This is a genomic window from Burkholderia sp. BCC0397, assembly GCF_902832865.1.
GTDB lineage: Bacteria > Pseudomonadota > Gammaproteobacteria > Burkholderiales > Burkholderiaceae > Burkholderia.
On record NZ_CADFDL010000011.1, the window covers coordinates 17,160 to 37,848 of the forward strand.

The 20,689-nt window shown below is 66.4% G+C and carries 12 protein-coding genes; 5 read left to right on the forward strand and 7 right to left on the reverse strand.

Going from position 1 to position 20,689, the window contains the following annotated elements; all coding sequences use genetic code 11:
- Positions 1-5 precede the first annotated feature (5 nt).
- On the forward strand, positions 6-1,682 hold the full coding sequence (locus HWX03_RS27130) for a peptidase S1 (protein WP_175873359.1): 1,677 nt from the start codon (positions 6-8) through the stop codon (positions 1,680-1,682).
- 76 nt (positions 1,683-1,758) lie between these two features.
- Here HWX03_RS27130 and nadE read toward each other — a convergent pair whose 3' ends face one another.
- The 3 genes from nadE to HWX03_RS27145 form a co-directional block, all read right to left on the reverse strand.
- Positions 1,759-2,607, reverse strand: coding sequence for an ammonia-dependent NAD(+) synthetase (nadE, locus tag HWX03_RS27135; RefSeq protein WP_174434544.1), 849 nt, complete (start codon positions 2,605-2,607; stop codon positions 1,759-1,761).
- A gap of 254 nt (positions 2,608-2,861) precedes the next feature.
- Positions 2,862-3,731, reverse strand: coding sequence for a DMT family transporter (locus HWX03_RS27140; RefSeq protein WP_175873360.1), 870 nt, complete (start codon positions 3,729-3,731; stop codon positions 2,862-2,864).
- A 202-nt stretch (positions 3,732-3,933) separates the two neighbouring features.
- Positions 3,934-4,119, reverse strand: coding sequence for a hypothetical protein (locus HWX03_RS27145; protein WP_174434130.1), 186 nt, complete (start codon positions 4,117-4,119; stop codon positions 3,934-3,936).
- 218 nt (positions 4,120-4,337) lie between these two features.
- Here HWX03_RS27145 and HWX03_RS27150 point away from each other — a divergent pair, with 218 nt between their 5' ends.
- The gene (locus HWX03_RS27150; protein ID WP_174434129.1) at positions 4,338-5,096 is read left to right on the forward strand and encodes a DeoR/GlpR family DNA-binding transcription regulator; all 759 of its coding nucleotides are present in this window, start codon (positions 4,338-4,340) and stop codon (positions 5,094-5,096) included.
- A gap of 105 nt (positions 5,097-5,201) precedes the next feature.
- Complete coding sequence (locus HWX03_RS27155) at positions 5,202-6,983, forward strand: phospholipase D-like domain-containing protein (protein WP_175873361.1); 1,782 nt, start codon at positions 5,202-5,204, stop codon at positions 6,981-6,983.
- Between the two features lie 67 nt (positions 6,984-7,050).
- Here the strand turns inward: HWX03_RS27155 and HWX03_RS27160 are convergent, their stop codons facing one another.
- The 3 genes from HWX03_RS27160 to HWX03_RS27170 form a co-directional block, all read right to left on the reverse strand.
- Positions 7,051-7,725 carry a TetR family transcriptional regulator gene (locus tag HWX03_RS27160; RefSeq protein ID WP_089437020.1) on the reverse strand — a complete coding sequence of 225 codons (675 nt, stop codon included), beginning with the start codon at positions 7,723-7,725 and terminating at the stop codon, positions 7,051-7,053.
- Between the two features lie 126 nt (positions 7,726-7,851).
- Positions 7,852-9,120 (reverse strand): FAD-binding oxidoreductase, encoded by a 1,269-nt coding sequence (locus tag HWX03_RS27165; RefSeq protein ID WP_175824062.1) that lies wholly within the window; start codon positions 9,118-9,120, stop codon positions 7,852-7,854.
- 135 nt (positions 9,121-9,255) lie between these two features.
- Entirely contained in the window at positions 9,256-10,740 is a 1,485-nt protein-coding gene (locus HWX03_RS27170; protein ID WP_347879538.1) for an amino acid permease, read from the reverse strand.
- Between the two features lie 730 nt (positions 10,741-11,470).
- Here HWX03_RS27170 and HWX03_RS27175 point away from each other — a divergent pair.
- Positions 11,471-12,982, forward strand: coding sequence for an aldehyde dehydrogenase family protein (locus tag HWX03_RS27175; protein ID WP_174434124.1), 1,512 nt, complete (start codon positions 11,471-11,473; stop codon positions 12,980-12,982).
- Positions 12,983-13,121: 139 nt separating this feature from the next.
- Here the strand turns inward: HWX03_RS27175 and HWX03_RS27180 are convergent, their stop codons facing one another.
- The gene (locus HWX03_RS27180) at positions 13,122-15,584 is read right to left on the reverse strand and encodes a DUF3772 domain-containing protein (RefSeq protein WP_175873363.1); all 2,463 of its coding nucleotides are present in this window, start codon (positions 15,582-15,584) and stop codon (positions 13,122-13,124) included.
- A 464-nt stretch (positions 15,585-16,048) separates the two neighbouring features.
- On the opposite strand from HWX03_RS27180, the gene HWX03_RS27185 reads away from it, so the two are divergent.
- A complete protein-coding gene (locus HWX03_RS27185; protein WP_175873364.1) occupies positions 16,049-20,686 on the forward strand; it encodes an RHS repeat-associated core domain-containing protein in 4,638 nt (1,545 codons plus the stop codon).
- Positions 20,687-20,689 lie beyond the last annotated feature (3 nt).

The window sequence follows — 20,689 nt, forward strand, 5'->3', positions numbered from 1 at the left end:
GCACGATGGGCATCGATTCCGCATCTTCCGGCGGCGTGTATCCGCTGCATCACGGCGACCACAATTCGCATGGCGTGCCGCCGACCATCAACCCGGTCGCGCTGAGCCACGGCCGCGACCAGCCGTTCTTCGATCCGGTTGCGTACGGCAACGGCCCCGACGACTCGGTGACCGACACGACCGAGGCGGCCGCGATCACGCATCACACGATCCTGATCGACGGGAAGCGCATCGCGTACACGGCGACGGTCGGCCATCTCGTGACCGTCGATCCGAGCAGTTCGCAGCCGGCCGCGAAGATCTTCTATGTCGCGTTCACGGCCGACGGCGCGAAGGAAGAAACGCGGCCCGTCACGTTCTTCTACAACGGCGGGCCCGGTTCGTCGTCGGTGTTCGTGCTGCTCGGCTCGTTCGCGCCGAAACGCATCAAGACGTCGATGCCGGGTTTCACGCCGCCCGCGCCGTACCAGATCGAAGACAACCCGGACAGCATGATCGACCACAGCGACCTGGTGTTCATCAACCCGGTCGGCACCGGCTATTCGGCGGCCGTCGCGCCGAACAAGAACCGCAATTTCTGGGGCGTCGACCAGGATGCGAATTCGCTGAAGCAGTTCATCAAGCGCTACCTGACGAAGAACAACCGCTGGAATTCGCCGAAATACCTGTTCGGCGAGTCGTACGGCACCGCGCGCAGCTGCGTGCTTGCGTACAAGCTGCACGAGGACGGCGTCGACCTGAACGGCGTCACGTTGCAATCGTCGATCCTCGATTACCGGCAGGCCGGCAACCCGGTCGGCACGCTGCCGACCGCCGCGGCCGACGCGTGGTATCACAAGAAGCTCGGCATCAAGCCGGCGCCGACCGATCTCGGCGCGTTCGTCGAGGAAGTCGCGCAGTTCGCGCGCACCGACTACCTGAGCGCGCTGCGCGCAGTGCCGCACGCGAACCCGGCCGCCGTGCAGAAGCTGTCGGACTACACCGGCATCGATACGGCCACGCTTCAGTCATGGGGGCTCGATATCGCGGGCTATAACGCGCGCGGCAATTCGCTGTTCCTGACGACGCTGCTGCACGCGCAAGGGCTGGCGCTCGGTTCGTACGACGGCCGCGTGACGGCGATCTCGACCGGCATCGCCGGCAAGATCGACCCGAACTCGGGCGGCAACGATCCGACGATGACGGCCGTGACGGGCGTTTACACGGCGATGTGGAACAGCTACCTGAACGAGCAACTGAAGTTCACGTCGAACTCCGCGTTCACGGACCTGAACGACCAGGCGTTCCAGAACTGGGACTTCAGCCATATCGACCCGACCGGCGCGCAGCAGGGCATCGATGCGAAGGGGAACGTGATCCTCTACACGGCCGGCGATCTCGCCGCGGTGATGGCGCTGAACGTCGACCTGAAGGTGCTGTCTGCGAACGGCTTGTACGATTTCGTCACGCCGTTCTACCAGACCGTGATCGACCTGCAGCAGATGCCGCTGGAGGACCAGAAGGTGCGGCAGAACCTGTCCGCGCGTTTTTACCCGTCGGGGCACATGGTGTATCTCGACGGCGGCTCGCGCACCGCGCTCAAGCGCGATCTCGCGACGATGTACGACGCGACGGTCAGCGATACGGGCGCGCGGATGCGGATTCGCGCGCTGCAGGCGAAGAAGACGGGCGGGCACGCGTAGCGTTGCCCGTCGCGCACGCGCCGCGCGCAACCGTCACGGTTCGCGCGGCGCGTGTTTCGGCCGCCCGGGGGCCGGCTTACGCGGCCGGCCAGTCGAACATCGTGTACGGCAGCGCGCGCTTGTGGCGCGAACCGTCGTAGAAGCGCAGCACCGTTTCGTAGACGCGGTCGGCGACCGGCTTGCCCTCGAGGAAATCGTCGATCTCGTCGTAGGTCACGCCATACGCGTGTTCGTCGGGGCGCAGCGGGCGCAGTTCCTCGAGGTCGGCCGTCGGCACCTTCATCACGATCAGCTCCTCGCCGCCGAGCGCACGTGCCACCCCGCGCACGCGGCGCTTGCTCAGGCCCGCGAGCGGCAGGATGTCCGCGCCGCCGTCGCCGAACTTCGTGAAGAAGCCCATCAGCGATTCGGCCGCGTGATCGGTGCCGATCACGATGCCGCGCCGCGCGCCGGCCACTGCGTACTGCGCGATCATGCGCTCGCGCGCCTTGATGTTGCCGTGCACGAAATCCTGCTGCGCCGGGGTTTCGAACGCGTGGCCGGACGCGACCAGCGAACGGAGCATCGCATCGGCGGCTGGCTTCACGTCGACCGTCATCACCTCGTCCGCGCGCACGAACGCGAGCGCGCGCTGTGCATCGTCTTCGTCGTTCTGCACGCCGTTCGGCAAGCGCATCGCGATGAAGCGCGCATCGTAGCCGCCGGCGCGCAGCTGTTCGACCGACAACTGCGCGAGCCGCCCGGCCGTCGACGAATCGACGCCGCCGCTGATGCCGAGCACGTAGGTCCGCAGGCCGGTCGAACGAAGGTATTGCGCGAGGAAATCGACGCGGCGGGCAATCTCGGCCTCGGCGTCGAAGTGCGGGGCGACGTTCAGTTCGGCAATGATCGCGCGTTGGCGGCTGGCGTAATCGGCGGATGTCATGAAGGAAGTTCCGGAACGAAATGCAAGGCGCACATCATAAGCGCAATCGCGGCGTGCCGCCGCGCCGGGCCTGCGTTTCCGGCGTTTCGCGTTGCTTCGACGAGACGCGGCGCATCGCCGTGGTGCATGGTGCGCCGGGCGGGTGCGGAGTGCCGCGCGCGGGGCGGCCGTGCGCGCGGCTTCGACGAGTGGGGATGGCGGCCCGATGACGGGCGTTGGCGTGGCCGCTCGATCCCGCATGCGTGTTCGCCCCGTCAGCGCCGCGCGAGCACGACGCCCACCAGCGCGAGCGCGAAGCCGGCGAGCTGGATCGTCGCGAGCGTTTCGCCGAACAGCCCGTAACCCTGCAGCGCGGCCAGCGGCGGCGCGAGGAACAGCAGCGACGTCGCGCGCGCCGCGTTGCCGCGCCGCAGCATCCACATCAGCATCGTGACCGCACCGCCGGACAGGAACACGACGCCCCACACGAGCGACACCCACAGCGCCGGCGCGCCGATCCAGCGGGATTCGTGGAGCAGCACGACGAAGACGGCCGCGACGATCGCCGCGCCGAAGTTCTGCACGGCGACCGCCGTGCGCAGGTCGCTCTGCGCGAGCTTGCCTTTCTGGTACAGCGAACCGGCGGTGATCGACCCGACCGCCAGCACCGACACCGTGACGACGAGCCACGCAGGCGCCGCGCCCGGCGGCGGCGCGACGCCGCCCGTGACCTTCGGCGCGAGCACGAGCGCGACGCCGGCCATCCCGAGCGCCATCCCGAGCCAGCCGCGCGCGGGCAGGCGTTCGTTGAACAGCGGGACCGCGAGCACGGCGGTGGCAAGCGGCTGCAACGCGCCGAGCAGCGCCATCACGCCCGCATTCAACCCTTGCGCGACGGCCCAGTAGCTCGCGCCGAGATAGACGCCTTGCAGCAGCGCGCCGGCGATCAGGTGGCGCGGCCATTCGCGGCGGGCCGGCCACGGCGCGCGCGCGACGAGCGCCACCACGCCGAACAGCGCGGCCGTGCCCGCGAAACGCGCGAGCAGGAACAGGTTCGGATCGGCGTAGGGCTTGATTGCCCGCGCAACGATGAAGCCGGTGGACCAGAGCGCGACGAAAGCGGCGGCGACGATCGAGGTAAGCATGCGTGACGGGCCGCGAGGCGGCCGGACAGAACCGGGAAGTCGGCCAGTATCGGCCGAAGCGGCGCCGGCGTCTTGTCGAATCCTGCACTCGTGCCACGCGGCGCGTGATCGTGCCGGCGGTCATCGCGCGCTGGATGTGCGGTGCGGCGGGGACGAGCGCCCGCGGCACGGCGCTGCGCGGATGGGCGCGCAGCAGCGACGATCAGTCGATCGAGAACGTGTCGAGCGGCTGGTTGGCGCTCGCGTCGGTCGCGAAGCGCGCGGCGAGCTGTTCGTAGAGCCGGCGCGCTTCGTCGAGCGTCAGGTCGATCCAGTACGGATCGCCGGCGGCGTCGTTGAGGCGTTCCGGCGGAAACTGGATTTCAATCACACTGCCTTTGCGATACATGGCGCGAGCCCCTTTGTCGGTCGGTCGTTCGGCGAAGCGCAAAGTGTAGCAACCGGCGCCGCGCGGATTCGCGCGCGCCAGACAATACTGAATTTCGCTTTCGGGAAACGCGCCCGGCCGCCGCCCGGCCGCGTTTCCCGGCGCGGTCAAATGGTCGTCAAACGTCCGTAATACAATGGCCGGCTTACCCATTACCAGTCGCCTCGGGCGCACACGCGATGCTGGCGGAACAACGTCATCAATACATCCTGTCGGAGCTCGGACGGTCGGGCGCGCTGTCGGTCGCGGAACTCGTGCGTTCGCTCGACGTGTCGCGCGAAACCGTGCGGCGCGACCTGAACGCGCTGGCCGCGCGCGGCCTGCTCGTGATGACGCACGGCGGCGCGCTGGCCGCGGATCGCCGCGAGCCGAGCCTGTCCGAGCGCGAAGCCGCGAATGCCGACGCGAAGCGCACGATCGGGCGGCGCGCGGCCGAATTCGTGCCCGACGACGCATCGGTGCTGATCGATTCGGGCAGCACGCCGCATGCGGTCGCGCTGGCGCTCGCCGACCGGCACCGGCTGTCGATCTACACGAACGACTGGCGCACCGCGTTCGTGCTCGCGCGGCGCAACGGCAACCGCGTGACGCTGCTCGGCGGCGAGCTGTCCGACGACGAGGACGCCACCTTCGGGCTCGACACGATCCACCAGCTCGCGCAATACCACGTCGATTTCGCGTTCGTCGGCGCCGGCGGCATCACGCCCGACGGCGAGTGCACCGACTACTCTCGGCTCGCGGCCGAAGTGCGCAGCCGGATGATCGCGGCGGCGGGCATGGCGATCATCGTTGCCGACCATTCCAAATTCGGCCGCGTGACGCCGGTGCGGATCAACGGCGCGGCCGCCGCCCGCTATCTGGTGACCGAACGCGCGCCCGACAAGGCCGTGCGCCGCGCGCTGACGGCGCGCGGGATCGAACTGCTCGTGTGCGACTGACGCGGGTCCGACATACAAGGTTCATCGAACCGTCATCGTGCGGGAAGAACCGCCGTCAAGACTGACCCATTCACCTCGACCGGCCGTCAGGCCAGGGAGCAACGAATGACCGTCAGCGTGCGCAGCTATCTTTCCCCCACCCTGGTCCTGCTGGCTTTCGACTGGCCCGATGCGGCGTCGCGGTCCGATTTCCTCGGCTTCGCGATCCGGCGCACGCCGGGCTTCTGGTCGGCCGACGGCAAGACGCGTGCGCCGGATAGCTGGCTGCCCAACCGCCTGACGTTCGACGGCCCGGCCGCCGACACGCAGGGCGATGCGCCGACCGATCAGGCGCCGATCCAGAAATTCATGTGGTGGGATGCGCGCATCGATCCGCAGGACCGCGATGCGTCGTTCCGCTACGACGTCTATCCGGTCGTCGGCACGCCGGCGAACCTGCAGGTGCTCGACGCGGAAGCCGGCGTGTGCGACGTCGTGCTGCCCGCGCACATCGAGGACGGCATCGGCACGTGGTTCAACCGCGCGGTGGTCAGCTCGCAGGCGTTCGCGAAGCAGGTCGCGGCGCTGGGCCTCGCGCCGAATGCGGCGCCGAGCGCCGCGCAGGCGCTGAAACTGCGCACGTGGCTCGCGAACGACATGGAGCAGGTGTTCGCGGAAATGCTCGATCCTGCGTCGCGCGCGGTGTCGGCCGTCTATCACCTGACCGACACGCTGTGGGCGCTGCCCGCGTTCGAGGCGTTCGGCCGCCGGCACGGCGAAGCGTCGCTCGCGATCGTCTACGACGCGCACACGACGGCGCGCAAGGGCAAGTCGCCGCTGCCGTCGCCGAACCAGCCGGCCGTCGATGCGCTGCAGGGCCTCGCGACGCTCGCGCCGCGCGACAAGACACACATCATGCACGACAAGTTCATCGTGACCGATGCGCCGTCCAACCCGGCGCCCGCGCGCGTGCTGACCGGTTCCGCGAACTTCACGACCGAAGGGCTGACCGAGCAGGCCAACGTGCTGCATGCGTTCGACTCGCCCGCGCTCGCCGCGCTGTACAACGAGCGCGCCCACGCGCTGGCCGGGAACCCGTCGATTGCGGAGACCGCCCGGCTGTCGCCGGGCTGGTCGGCGCCGATGACGATCGGCAGCGCGCAGGTGCGCGTCGCCTACTCGCCGGAGCCGTCGGGGCAGCGCACCGAGATCGATACGATCGTCGCCGCGATCGCGGCCGCGAAGCATTCGGTGTCGTTCTGCCTGTTCATGCCGACCGACGCGGCGCTGCGCGATGCGTGCTTCGCGGCCGGCGACCGCGGGCTGATGATGTTCGGCCTCGTGAACAAGATCAACGTCGGCAGCGCGACGAAGGCCGATGCCGCGCAGCAGGGCGGCCAGACGCTCGATGCGGCGACGCTCGCGAACCTCGAGCTGTACCACCGCAGCCGCGACAACCACGACGTGATCGACGCGTCGTATTTTTCGCCGGCCACCGTGCCGCAGGGTTTCGAGCCGGAGCTGCGGCTCTTCCCGGGCGAACCGGCGCCGGCCTTTCCGCCCGTCGTGATCCATCACAAGTTCATCGTGATCGATGCGGAAGGCGCGAATCCGGTCGTCTATACGGGCTCGGCGAACATGAGCCGCAATTCCGAGCAGTACAACGACGAGAACCTGCTCGAGATCCGCGACAAGCGGATCGCGGCGATCTATCTCGCGGAATTCCTGCGGCTTTACGAGCACTACCGCGCACGCGCATTGGCGATCCATGCGAAGCAGCGCGGCACGGGCGCGCATGCGCGGCTCGCGCTTGCGCCCGATTCGAGCTGGGCGAAGAAGTATTACGTGGCGGGCAGCCCGGAACAGAAGGCGCGGATCGCGCTGGCGTCGACCGCGCCGACGGACTGATGCGCTGAAGTACGCGGGGCGCGGACGTGTCGCGCCCCGGCTGGCTGCTGCTGGCTGCCGGCGCCGCTTACGCGGCGACGTAGCGCAGTACCGCGTCGGCGATCGTGTCGCGATGCCGCGCGCGCAGGCGCGGCGCCGACGGATCGCGGCCGAATGCGGCGCCGAACGTGTAGCGGTTCGACACGCGATGGAAGCAGAACGAGCTGATCAGCAGATGCAGGTCGAACGCGTCGATGTCCTTGCGGAACGCACCGCTGGCCGCGCCGCGCTCGACCAGTTCCTCGAGCGTCTTGATGATGCTGACGTTGCGGTTCTTGAACGACTTGAGCTGTTCGAGATATTTCGCGCCGTGGATGTTCTCGATCGACACGAGGCGGACGAAATCGCGATGCTTGTCGTGGTAGTCGAACGTGAATTCGACGAGGCGGCGCATGCCTTCGCGCGGCTCCATGTCGCCGACGTGCAGTTCCTGCTCGAGCGCGCGGATGTCGCCATACACCTTCTCCAGCACGGCCTCGTACAGGCCTTCCTTGCTTTCGAAGTAGTAGTAGAGCATCCGCTTCGTCGTGTTCGTGCGCTCGGCGATCGCGTCGACGCGCGCACCGGCGAGGCCCATCGCGGAAAATTCCTGCGTGGCGACATCGAGGATGTTGCGCTTGGTTTGCTCGGGATCGTATTTACGCCGCGCATCGGACGCAAGCGCGCGGGGGTCGGACGTGGCGGCCTTGCTTCCTGCTTTCATGTGACTTTGTTGTGGTTCGCGGCGGCTTGGAAAAGGCATTCTAGCATGTGGGAAATGCCCGCCCGGCCGACCTTCCGCTCTAATCGGCAAGGCCGTCGGCGCGATCGTTTCGGCCGTCGCGGGCGCTCAGCGGCGGCAGGATGCGAGCGCGTCGCGGGCCTGGTACGCCGTATACGTGAGCTGCGCGGCGGCGAGGCCGGCCAGCCCGAACGTGCGCGTGAGCCCGAACGCGGCGAAGCCGTCCGGCACCGGCCGGCCTTCGGCCAGCGCGGCGGCGAGCGCCTCGCCGGCCACCGTGGTCGGCGCCATCCCGTGGCCGCCGAAAGCGATCGCGTGCCACACGCCGTCCGCGTCGCGGCCGATCTGCGGCATCTTGTGCCGCGCGTAGCTCATCAGCCCGCCCCACGCGTAGTCGACCTTCACGCCTTCCAGTTGCGGATACACGCGCAGCAGGTCGCGCCGCAGCAGGCGCGCGATCGCGTCGGGGCCGCGGTCGAGCACGGAGATCCGGCCGCCCCACAGGATCCGCGTGTCCTTCAGCGGACGGTAGTAGTCGAATGCGAAACGCGTGTCGTAGATCGCGTACGGCGCGTCGATCGCGTCGGGCAGGCGCGTGCCGAGCGGTTCGGTCGCGATCACGTAGGTTGCGATCGGCAGCACCGCGCGCTCGATGCGCGGCGACACGCCGCGCGCGTAGCCGCCGCCGGCGAACACGACGTCCTTCGCGCGCACCGCACCCTGCGCCGTGCGCACGACGTAGCCGGCGCCGTCGCGCGCGATGCCGAGCGCCGCCGAGCGCTCGTACACGCGTGCGCCGCCGCGCGATGCGGCCGCCGCGACGCCGAGCACGTACTTGAGCGGATGGAAATGGAATGCGTTCGGCTCGAACAGGCCGCCGTAGTAGCGCTGCGTCTTCAGCCGCTCGCGCAGCGCGCCGGTCGGGACGGGTTCCCAGTCGACGCCGAGTTCGTTTTTCATCAGCGTGCGCACACTGTCGAGCCGCGACGGATCGTCGAACCAGTTCGCGAGCATCACGCCCTGGTCGACGATGTCGCAGTCGATCCCGTAGCGGGCGATGCGTGCGCGGATCAGGTCGACCGCGTCGACGGTGAGCCGGTACAGCCGGCGCCCTTCGTCGCGGCCGAGCGTGCGCAGCAGGTCGGCGTTGTCGAGGCTGTAGCCGCCGAACACGAAGCCGCCGTTGCGGCCCGACGCGCCGAAGCCGACCCGTTCGCTGTCGAGCACGACCACGTCGTGCACGCCGCGCTCGACGAGGCCGAGCGCCGTGCACAGTCCGGCGAGGCCGCCGCCGACGATGCAGACCTGGGTATCGATCGTGCCGGTCAGTTGCGGGTAGGGCTGGCGGGTAACGGTGGCTTCGTAGAAGTTCTGCATGCGTTTTCGGTGATTCGTGACGGCGATAAAACGGACGGCGCGCGTCGATCTTGCCTGAACGCGCGCGCCGCGTCGAATGGGGTGTTCAGCGCAGCGGCCGCCGCGCTCGGGCGGCCGCCGGCGCGTTACCGGGCTTCAGGCGCCCGGCGTCGGGTTGACCGGACGGGCGACGTAGGCCGGATAGCCGGCGTCGGCCTTTTCGGTGGCGTCGGGCGTCGCGTTGCGTTCGATCCACGGCGCGATCTCCATGTCCTCGTAGCGGACGAGGCGGCATTTGCGCACGAGCGCGTAGCCGAGCCAGATCGCCAGGAAGAACGGCAGGCCGATGTAGGTCGCGGCGATGCCGGCCCAGTCGATCTTGTCGGCGAGGAATGCCTGGTAGTCCTGGCCGAGCGCGACGACCGCGCACAGCGCGAACGCGAACAGCGGGCCGAACGGGAACCACTTCGACCGGTACGGCAACTGGTCGAGCCGATAGCCCTGCTTCAGGAAACCCTTGCGGAAGCGGTAGTGGCTGACCGCGATGCCGAGCCACGTGATGAAGCCGGCCATGCCCGACGTGTTCAGCAGCCACAGGTAGACCGTCTTGTCGCCGTAGAGCGACGTGAGGAAACACAGCGCGCCGATCGCGGTGGTCGCATACAGCGCGTTGCGCGGCACGCCGCCCGGCGACAGCTTCGCGAACAGCTTCGGCGCGCGGCCTTCGACCGCGAGGTTGTAGAGCATGCGCGTCGACGCATACATGCCCGAGTTGCCGGCCGACAGCACGGCCGTCAGGATCACCGCGTTCATCACGCCGGCCGCGAAGGCCAGGCCAGCGTGGCGGAACACCAGCGTGAACGGGCTCACGCCGATATCGGTCACGTCGCTCTTCAGCAGGCTCGGATCGGTGTACGGAACCAGCACGCCGATCACGAAGATCGCGAACACGTAGAACAGCAGGATGCGCCAGAAGATCTGGCTCACCGCGCGCGGAATCGTCGTGCGCGGATTTTCCGATTCGCCGGCCGCGACGCCGATCATTTCGGTGCCCTGGAACGAGAAGCCCGCGATCATCGCGACACCGAGCATCGTTGCCCAGCCGCCGACGAACGGCGCGTCGCCGATCGTGAAGTTGCCCCAGCCGGCGCTCGGGCCGCCCTGCATGATCCCGAAGATCATCAACAGGCCGACGCCGACGAACGCGAGCACCGTCAGCACCTTGATCAGCGCGAACCAGTATTCGGCTTCGCCGAAGCCGCGCACCGACAGCGCGTTGAGCGCGAAGATCAAGGTGAGGAACAGCGCGCTCCACCAGACGCCCGGCACGTGCGGGAACCAGTAGTGCATCACGAGCTGCGCGGCGACGAGCTCCACCGCCAGCGTCATGGCCCAGCTGTACCAGTAGTTCCAGCCGAGCGCGAAGCCGAAGCCTTCGTCGACGAACTTCGCGCCGTAGGTCGCGAACGACCCCGACACCGGCATGAACGCGGCCATTTCGCCGAGGCTCGTCATCAGGAAATAGACCATCAGGCCGATCAGCATGTACGCGACCATCGCGCCGCCCGGCCCGGCTTGCGAGATCGATGCGCCGGACGCGACGAACAGGCCCGTGCCGATCGAGCCGCCGATCGCGATCATCCGGAGATGGCGGGCCTGCAACGCGCGGTGGAGGGACGGCTTCGCGGGCGGCGAGCCGGACGGGCGGGACGAATCGGGGCGGGCATCTGAATGCATGGCGGGCGCTGGGCGCTGTCTCCGGGATTGTTTTTCGGTGACGAAGCGCGACGCGTCGCCGGCCGTGGGCCGGGCAGCGGTGATGCGGTGCGAAACCGGCCCGCTGAGCGGGCCGTGGTGCGTGTCGCCTTCGTCGGTCGTCCGGCAGCCGTAGTGACGGCCGGCGGCGCGCCGGGTGCGTTGCACCTCGACGTCGCACCGATTGTGTGTGCCTGGTGGACGGGCGGCAAACGATATTTCCGAACAGGGTGATGCGCGATGGTCATCAACTTGTGTCGGGCTGGGACGCGTCCGAGTACCTGTCTGCGGGCTTTGGAAACGTCCGATATCGGCGCGGGTACAGGCGCGGCTGGCCGGTTGACTTCTTGCGTTTTGGGAATGAAGTCGTGAGTTAATATCAATAGCGGCCCGACTTGTAGCCATCGACAATGTGTTTCATGGATCGTGCCTCGCGAGGCGGGGGCGCGCCGTCCGGCCGGGCTTTCCGGCGGCGGCGCAACCGCGATGCGCCGGATGGCGCACCGGGCCCGCCGCGCGGCGCATCCGCTTGCACAAGGCGCTCGAACGCGCTCCAATCGAATCACGCGGGCGGCGCTGCCGCCGCACCGATCAATCTGTCCCTGAAGAGGAAGTGATGCAATTCAACGACATTCTTGCCGCGCTCGACATCGATCTCGCCCAGTGGAAAGGCAATGCGCTGACCGCGCGTTCGCCGCTCGACGGCGCGACGCTCGCGACGCTGGCCGTCGACACGCCCGCCGACGCAGAGCGCAAGATCGACGCCGCGCACGACGCATTCCTCAAGTGGCGCACGGTGCCGGCGCCGGTGCGCGGCGAACTCGTGCGCGTGTTCGGCAACGTGCTGCGCGAGCACAAGGCCGAGCTCGGCCGCCTCGTCACGCTCGAAGCCGGCAAGATCACGTCGGAAGGGCTCGGTGAAGTGCAGGAAATGATCGACATCTGCGATTTCGCGGTCGGTCTGTCGCGCCAGCTTTACGGTCTCACGATCGCGTCCGAGCGCCCGGGCCACCGGATGATGGAAACGTGGCACCCGATCGGCGTGTGCGGCGTGATTTCGGCGTTCAACTTCCCGGTTGCGGTGTGGGCGTGGAATGCGGCGCTCGCGTTCGTGTGCGGCGATTCGGTCGTGTGGAAGCCGTCCGAGAAGACGCCGCTTACCGCGATCGCCTGCCATGTGCTGCTCCAGAAGGCGCTCCGCGAGTTCGAGAAGACGCATCCGGGCGTCGCGCCGGCGGAGCTGAGCCAACTGGTGCTCGGCATGCGCGATGTCGGCGAGGTGCTGACGGCGTCGAAGAAGGTGCCGGTCGTCAGCGCGACGGGCAGCGTGCGGATGGGCCAGGAAGTCGCGAAGGTGCTGAGCCAGCGCCTGGCACGCGGCATTCTCGAACTCGGCGGCAACAACGGGATGATCGTCGCGCCGAGCGCGGATCTCGATCTCGTCGTGCGCGCGGTCACGTTCGCGGCGGTCGGCACGGCCGGCCAGCGCTGCACGACGCTGCGCCGCCTGATCGTGCATCGCAGCCTCGTCGAGCAGTTGCTGCCGCGCATCGAGAAGGCCTACGCGTCGGTGAAGGTCGGCAACCCCCTTGAAGAAGGTACGCTGGTCGGCCCGCTGGTCGATCGTGCGTCGTTCGATGCGATGCAGAAGGCGCTGGCCGATGCACGCGAGCAGGGCGGCGAAGTGAAGGGCGGCGAGCGCGTCGACGTCGGTCACGCGGATGCGTACTACGTGCGTCCGGCCATCGTGCGGATGCCGAAGCAATCGGCGGTGGTCGAGCGCGAGACGTTCGCGCCGATCCTGTACGTGATGATCTACGACAACTTCGAAGACGCGATCGACGTGCACAACGCGGTGCCGCAAGGCCTGTCGTCGGCGATCTTCACGAACGACATGCGCGAGGCCGAGCAGTTCATGTCGGCGGCCGGCAGCGACTGCGGGATCGTCAACGTGAACATTGGCACGAGCGGCGCGGAAATCGGCGGCGCGTTCGGCGGCGAGAAGGAAACGGGCGGCGGCCGCGAGTCGGGTTCGGATGCATGGAAGGCGTATATGCGCCGTGCGACGAATACGATCAACTACAGCCGGCAACTGCCGCTGGCGCAGGGGGTGAAGTTCGACGTATAAGTGCAGGCGCCCGGCCAGGGCGCTTCGACGGTCGAATGAGAAGGGCCGGTTGCCGCGAAAGCGGTAACCGGCCCTTGTCGTTTACTGCGATGCGCGCGGCGCGCCGATCGAGCGTGAGCGTCGCCGCTCAATGGCTCACTTACGATTCTTGCCGCGTCGGACCATCGTTCGCCGGCATGTTCTGCACGACCAGCATCTGCGGGCTCGACAGCGTGATCCCCGCCGCGCGCAACTGCTTGAGGATCTCGAACAGCAGGTCGCTCTTCGTCGAACTCGCGATCCGCGGGCTCGACACGTAACCCGTCACGCTCAGCGTGATCCCGTCCGGCGTGAGCTGGCTGAACGTCACCGACGGCGCCGGTTTGTCGAGAATCGCCTGGTGCTCGCGATACGCATCGAGCAGCAGGTCGCGTACCTGCTCGGGATCGGTGTTCAGCGGGAACGTCAGCACCAGCGTCGCGACGCCCTGCGTGCTGTTGCCCATCGTCACGTTGCGCAGGTTCTGCGAGATCAGCTGCGAATTCGGCACGATCACGGTCGAGCGGTCGCTGAGCTGGATCTCGGTCGCGCGCACGTTGATGCGGCGGATGTCGCCTTCGACGCCCGCGATGCTGATCATGTCGCCCACCTTCACCGGGCGCTCGGTCAGCAGGATCAGCCCCGACACGAAGTTCTTCACGATCTCCTGCAGGCCGAAGCCGATACCGACCGACAACGCGCTGACGATCCACGCGAGATTGTTCCACCGGACGCCGAGCAGCCCGAGCGTCATCAGCACGAGCAGCACGTAGCCGACGTTGGTGAACAGCGTGATCAGCGACACGCGCATGCCCGTATCCATGCCGAGCGCGGGCATGAATTCGCCGTCGAGCCAGCGGCGCAGCGAGCGCAGCAGGTAGAAGCCGATCGCGAAGCCGATCACGGCGTTCATGATCCGGTCAGGCATGATGTTCAGGCTCTGCAGCCGCTGGCTGCCGATCATCGCGACCGCGCTGTCGAGCAGGTCGCCCGGCGTCGTGCCGAACCCGCCGGTCAGCAGCGCGATCGCCGCGATCAGCATCAGCAGGCTCGTGCCGAAGCCGGACAGGACCGTGCGCGCCTGGTCGAGGTGGCGGTCTTCGAGCGCGAACAGATGCTTGATCTGCTGGCCCGTCGACAGGCTCGACGAGAACAGGCTTTCGCTCGCGTCGCGCGTCAACTGGATCAGGATGTAGGTTGCGCACAGCACGATCTCGAACCATACGAGCTCGTACGTGATGAAGCGCGCGACCGTGATGTAACCGATCAGGAGTGCGATCAACGACGCGACGATCGCGAGCGTGACGCCGGCATGGATCAGCCCGGCGAGCGTCGAGCGCTGCTCGGGCGCCTCGCCTGCCGCTGCAAGTGCGCTGCGCGCGCGGTTCGCGCGCAACAGCGATGCGCCGACCGTCAGCGCGACGACGAGCGACACGATGCCGCGACCGAACAGCGTGACCGACAGGCTGGTGTCGACGATCCGGTTGATCGATTCGAGCGTGCCCGACACCAGCAGCAGCCCGGCCAGGATGGCGGGGAACGGCTTCATCGCGAGCGCGACGGGATCGGCGAGCGCCGGCAGGCGCCACGACGGATGCTTCGTGCAAAGCAGCGCGCGGCCGAGCCCGGCGATCAGTGCGCAGGTCGCGGCGAGCTTCGCGAACTGGTCCCACAGATCGGTCAGCGACGGCGTGAGCTCGTAGTGGCGCGCGACGGCGAGGTAGAGGATCTGAATCGCGATGGCCGTCGCGAGGAAGGTCGATAGTGCGGTCGTCAGCGCCAGTGCGCTGCGGCGCAAGCGGGAGGGCGGCAGGCGGTTCAGTGCGATCCACGCGAGCCCGCGCTCGATGAGCCGGCGGCCGCCGAGCCATGCCGCGAATGCGGCGATCAGCAGCAGCGTGGTGAGCGCCCGTTGCCCGGGTACCCACGACGAATGCAGCATGTCGAACAGCTCGCGGTTGAAATCATCGAGCCGCTGGCGATCGTCCGGCGACAGGTGGAACAGCGGCAGCCAGAACTGCGCGCTGAAGATGCTGCCCGAACGGAATGCGAGCTGGTTCTTCAGGAGGCTGCGATGCAGCTTCGCGAACTGCTCGGTCAGGTTCGTGAGGCTCGTCTTCTGGTCGGCGGCCTGCTTCAGCGCGGCGTCGATCTGCGTCTTGCGCGCGCCCAGCGCGGCCCGCTGCTTCGCGACGGCTGCCGTTTCCGGTGCGGCGCCCTCGGCCGGCGGCGGCCCGAGCACGTCGAGTTGCGCTTGGACCTGCGCGCGTTGCGGCGTGAGATCGCTCTGCAGTTTCGCGACATCGGCGCTCAGTTCCTGCGCCGAGTCGTCGAGCGCGTCCAGCTCCTTGCTGTTGGACGTGGTCGAGGTCTGCTGCTTGATGCGGTCCAGCTCGGCCTGCATCTGCTTGAGCTGCGCGACGGCGTCGGGCAGCGAGATGGCCGGCACGGTGGCGCCGACGCCGCTCGCGACGGGAGCGGAAGCGGCCGCCGGAAACGCCGACGCGGTCGCGATCGCCGCGAACTGCAGCAGCGCGATCAGCGCGATCCGGCGGGCGTACGTGGATAGTCGTTGTATGGACATGGAATGCTTACGATTTGCCGACAATGACGGTTGCCGAAAGGCAGCCGGAAGCCGGTAGTTGGCCCGGTAGCATGTTACCGGGGCGCGGAGGTGAACGACTTCCGAATCTGCGTCCGGGGTGTTTGCGAGGCGGGCATGGGCGACGGACCGGAGGAAGACCTGTTCATCCCGTCGTATCGGGGTCGTGCCGATCGAGTCGCGCCCGGAAGGAGGCCGTTTCCGGCGTCCCGCGCCCGTTGCCGCCGGGACAGACGGTTACGAAATTTACATAAAGTCGGTGCAACGGCGAGCCGCGATAAATGGGGCTCGAAGGATTGGGCGTCTGCCGGGGAAGGAGACCTTTCATTTTCCCGTCGCGCAATCGTCGGTACAATGCCCCGAGCCGTTGGCAGGCCGTCCGAGACACGAGAGAAGGCGAGGCCGCCGCACATCGAAAAACGAACAACCAGAAGAATCCTGAGAGCATGGCAGATCAAAAACTCCCTCCGGGCGCGGAGTATGAACAGGCCACCCCGTGGTTGACCGATGTTCATCCGGACGACGTCGTCGCATCCGGCGAAGGCTTCAACGCGTGGCTGATCAGCGTGACGCATGGCTACGTGGACGTCGATCGATTGAAAACGGTCGCGAGCATGATTCCGGTGCTCAACAACCTGATGGCGCTGGCCGACGCGCTCACCGACATCGTCTCGATCATCCGCAAGCGCGGCGGCGAACTGCTCGACTATCTCGGGCTCGCGATCAACCTGATCGGCGTGATTCCGTTTCCGCCGGTACTGGCGCCCATGCGCCTCACGGCGCGGCCGCTGCTGGCGCTGATCCGCAATGAAATCCTGATTCACAAGCGCGACATCGGCGCCGCGCTCATATCGATCGTCGTCACGCATGTCCAGGCGTCATGCGCGACCGAGATCGAGGATTTCCTGACGAAGCTGCAGGCCGTGCTCAACGACGTGATCGACCACTGCGCGGCGAAAGCCCAGGAGATCCTGACGAGTCTCGCGGACGGCATCGATGCGGTGTTGGCGGGGCAACTGTTCGATCCAGCGGAGAACGAGCGGCGGGCCGCCGAGTATCGTCAGCAGATGAAGAAGGGCGGATGGTTCAGCACGGATCTTGTAACGGGGGCGTGGGGGTATCTGGCCGAGTCCGAGAAGGCGCTCGGCAAGCGCGGTGCCAACGCCGCGGGCAGCACGATGTCCGGGCTCGTTCCCGAGAATTACGTCGCACCGATTCGCCAGATTGCCGTGTCCTTGCGCACGCTGGCTCCGGTGGTGGTCGGCAAGATCAACGAGCTGAAGGGAAGCGACGAAGGCAAGCTGATGTGGCTGCTGCTCAAGCTGGTCAATGCGTTGCGGCATAAGCGCGACGCGATGCGGGCCGCATCGATCAAGTCGCAGGGCACGACGGAAGCAGAGGCCCGGCGGCCGCAAGTGCCCGTTGCCGCGACGAAGAAGGAGGCGAGAGCGAAGGGATCCGGTGTCGACCACTGCGAAGAGTGCGGGGTCGGCGCGTCGGGCGGTTCGATCAGCTACGCGTTCGGCGACGAGACGTTTTCTCATGCCGATTTCGAATTGCCGGGTGCGATGCCCGTCGTCTGGATACGCGTCTATCGGTCGCGGCTGGCCGGATACGATGCCGGCGAACTGGGCGCGCGCTGGCTCTCGCCGTACATGACGCGCATCGATGTTCGGGACGGCAAATGGATCTACAGCGATTCAACCGGCCGCAACATCGAATATCCGGCGCTCGCGGCAGGCGCCGTTCACGACGACCGCGTGGAAGGTGTGACGCTGAGCCGGCTCGACGACACGTGGACGACTGTCGCGTACGGTCACGATTTGCTGCACGTCTACGAGAAGCGCGGCGATTCGTTCCGCCTCGCGTTGCAGAAGGATCGCGCGGGAAACACGATCGCGCTCGATTACGACGACGCGAATCGTCTGGCGCGGCTCGTCAGTTCGGCCGGTCATACGCTCGCGTTTCGTCACGACAGCCGCGGACGCATCGCAACGATCGAGCAGATCGTCGACGCGAACACGCGCACCACGCTTGCCCAATACCAATACGACGAGAGCGGCGATCTCGTGCGTGCAGCGGATCGTTACGGCAACGTGCGCCAGTATGCGTACGACCGTCATTTGATTACTCGCTATACGGATCGCACCGGTCGCGGCATGAACCTCGAGTGGGAAGGGGCGGAGCGCGACGACAACACGAATGCGCGGTGCGTGCGCGAATATGCCGATGACGGCAGCCACGACATTCGCCTCATGTGGCATCCGAACATCCGCCTGACCTATGTCACCGATGCGCTGGGCAACGTCACGCGGTACTACTACAACATCCGCGGATATATGTACCGGATCGCGTATCCGGATGGCACCGAGGAGTGGATGCGGCGCGACCAGGACAACAACCTGGTCATGCACGTTCATCGCGACGGCGGCATCGAGGAGATGGACTACGATGCACGCGGGAACATGACGAAGCATTATCGCGTCGACGGGGCCGTGATCGAGATGGGGTACGACGACCGCGATCATCTCGTTCGTCTCAAGGACTCCGAAGGCTATGTGTGGGAGCGCTCATACGATGACGCGGGCAATCTGGTCGCGCAGAAGGACCCGCTCGGGCACGAGACGAAGTATGCGTACAACGCCGCCGGGATGCCGGTCAAGATGGTCGATGCGAAGGGCGGTGCGAAGGTACTTGTCTACGATGACGCGGGACAATTGCTTCAGTACACCGACTGCTCGGGCAAGGTAACGAAGTGGCGCTACGATGGCGACGGGCGACTTGCGCAGTCGATCGATGCAGCGGGCAATGCCACGGTTTACCGGTACGGCCCGAATGGGGCGGTCAGCGAGATCTCGTCTTCAGCAGGCACCTATCGATACACGCATGATGCCGAAGGCCGTCTGCTGTCCCATACCGACCCGCTGGAGCGCGTGACACGTTTTTCATACGACGTCGCGGGGCGCGTGGCCAGCCGCGTCGATGCGCTCGGATACACGCTCGCCTACCGTTACGACCGCCTCGGTCGCTTGACTGCGTTGACCGATGCGAATCGCGCGACCTATCAATTTCACTATGATCCCGCCGGGCGCTTGCTGGAAGAGATCGGGTTCGACGGCAAGCGGACGACATACGGATACAGCGAGGGTACGCTGCAGCCGGTGAAGATCGACGAAGGCGGGCAGGTGACCGAACTCGAATTCGATCAGGCCGGCCGCATCGTATGCCGGACCTCGGGTGCGAGCAAAGAGCGATTCGCGTACGACGCCAGTGGGCGACTCATCGAGGCGCGTAACAGTCACAGCCGGACGCAGATGTTTTTCGATCCGGTCGGCAATCTGGTGCGCGAACATCATGCTTATCGGCTGTTCGGTGAATCGCGCAGCTACCTGTGGCATCACGAATACGACGAAATCGGCACGCGGATCAAGACCGTTCGCCCCGATGGCCATGTGCTGGACTGGCTGATCTACGGTTCCGGTCATGTGCACGGGCTCTTGCTCGACGGCGAGGAGCGAATCCAGTTCGAGCGCGACGATCTGCACCGCGAAACCGGGCGGATACTGTCGAGCAAGGTGGGGCAGCAGACGCAGTACGATCCGGCCGGCCGAATCACCCGGCAGGCCGTTCGGCGATCGAATGCGCCTGCCGCGTTGGCCGAGCGCCGGTACCGGTACGACGCCGTGGGGCAGCTCGAGCATATCGAGGACAGCCGCAAGGGGCTGGTCAACTATCGTTATGACCCTGTCGGCCGCCTTATCGCGGCGATCGGGCCGCTCGGTACGGAGACTTTCGCCTTTGACCCGGCAAGCAACATCATTGATCACGGCAGTCCCCGGCACGCACGTACTCCGGGGGCGGTGAAAGCGAGTCCGGTGGTGCCGGACAGCGTGGACAGCACATTGCCGGCGGAAGTGCCGCGAGTGCTCGGGAATCTGTTGAAGGAATATGCGGGTACCCACTTCGAATACGACGCGCGGGGGAACCTGATCGGCAAGCGATCGCCGTCCGGTCGGCAGGAATACGAGTGGGACGGATTCAACCGGTTGAGAGTGGCGCGTGTCGAGGAGACCGGGCGGCAGCATGAGGCCCGGTATTTCTACGATTCCTTCGGGCGCCGGATCGGCAAGGACGTGGATGGCGTGCGGACGGTGTTCGGCTGGGATGGCGATCAGCTTGCGTACGAAAGCAACGAGGCCGGTGCGACGCAGTACGTGTACGAGCCGGAAACGTTCGTTCCGCTTGCGCAATATGTGACGGCGCAACCGGTCGCGGGGATTCAGACGCCGGTTTGGCGGGAAGGCGAGCCGTATGTGCCGGAGCAGGATCCGCTGCAACGTGTGCCGGAAAGACAGTCGGACGCGCATTTGTTCTATTACCACTGTGACCAGATTGGTACGCCGTTGTTGATGACGGACGAGGTGGGAGAGGTGGTCTGGGAGGCGTCGTATCGGGCCTGGGGCGAGGCGCGGGAAGTGATTGCGCGGGTGTCGAAGGCGGCGGGCGTGGAGCCGAGGAACCCGATTCGGTTCCAGGGGCAGCAGGAGGATGCGGAGACGGGGCTGAGGTATAACCGGTATCGGTACTATGATCCTGTTCTTGGGCGCTTTGTCAGTAAGGATCCGATTGGTCTGACTGGTGGGTTAAATAGCTATCAATACGCGCCCAATCCGGTTCAGTGGACTGATCCTCAAGGGATGTGCAGCTCGACCCTGAATCGTAATCTGGGTGGAGTGGCTCACGACCAGATGCAGGCGCATCATTTGATTCCGGAGGAAATCTGGAATAAGCACCAATTATTCTTCGATAAGATCGGTATGGGCGATGAGAGAGATAAAAAAGAAAATGGATTGCTTATGCCGGCTAGCGTGGATAAGGCTAAGCAAATGAAGAGAAAATTTTATCATTGCGGACCTCATGCGGTATATTCCGCGGCGGTTGGTGCTAAGGTGAAGGATATTGAGACTGATTTGGACGCGGGGAGAATTGATAAATCGACAGCTCGTCAAAAAATATCACAGTTGCAATCTGCCAGTAGAGTGGCGTTGATGGCGCCTGGTAGCAATCCAATTCGTATTTTTTGAGGA

Excerpts from the sequence above, each read along its gene's own strand:
- HWX03_RS27170 (WP_347879538.1), bottom strand. The coding sequence starts at position 10,740 with ATGATCGCGATCGGCGGCTCGATCGGCACGGGCCTGTTCGTCGCGTCC.
- HWX03_RS27175 (WP_174434124.1), top strand. The coding sequence starts at position 11,471 with ATGCAATTCAACGACATTCTTGCCGCGCTCGACATCGATCTCGCCCAG.
- nadE (WP_174434544.1), bottom strand. The coding sequence starts at position 2,607 with ATGACATCCGCCGATTACGCCAGCCGCCAACGCGCGATCATTGCCGAA.
- HWX03_RS27145 (WP_174434130.1), bottom strand. The coding sequence starts at position 4,119 with ATGTATCGCAAAGGCAGTGTGATTGAAATCCAGTTTCCGCCGGAACGC.
- HWX03_RS27150 (WP_174434129.1), top strand. The coding sequence starts at position 4,338 with ATGCTGGCGGAACAACGTCATCAATACATCCTGTCGGAGCTCGGACGG.
- HWX03_RS27140 (WP_175873360.1), bottom strand. The coding sequence starts at position 3,731 with ATGCTTACCTCGATCGTCGCCGCCGCTTTCGTCGCGCTCTGGTCCACC.
- HWX03_RS27155 (WP_175873361.1), top strand. The coding sequence starts at position 5,202 with ATGACCGTCAGCGTGCGCAGCTATCTTTCCCCCACCCTGGTCCTGCTG.
- HWX03_RS27165 (WP_175824062.1), bottom strand. The coding sequence starts at position 9,120 with ATGCAGAACTTCTACGAAGCCACCGTTACCCGCCAGCCCTACCCGCAA.
- HWX03_RS27160 (WP_089437020.1), bottom strand. The coding sequence starts at position 7,725 with ATGAAAGCAGGAAGCAAGGCCGCCACGTCCGACCCCCGCGCGCTTGCG.
- HWX03_RS27130 (WP_175873359.1), top strand. The coding sequence starts at position 6 with ATGGGCATCGATTCCGCATCTTCCGGCGGCGTGTATCCGCTGCATCAC.
- HWX03_RS27185 (WP_175873364.1), top strand. The coding sequence starts at position 16,049 with ATGGCAGATCAAAAACTCCCTCCGGGCGCGGAGTATGAACAGGCCACC.
- HWX03_RS27180 (WP_175873363.1), bottom strand. The coding sequence starts at position 15,584 with ATGTCCATACAACGACTATCCACGTACGCCCGCCGGATCGCGCTGATC.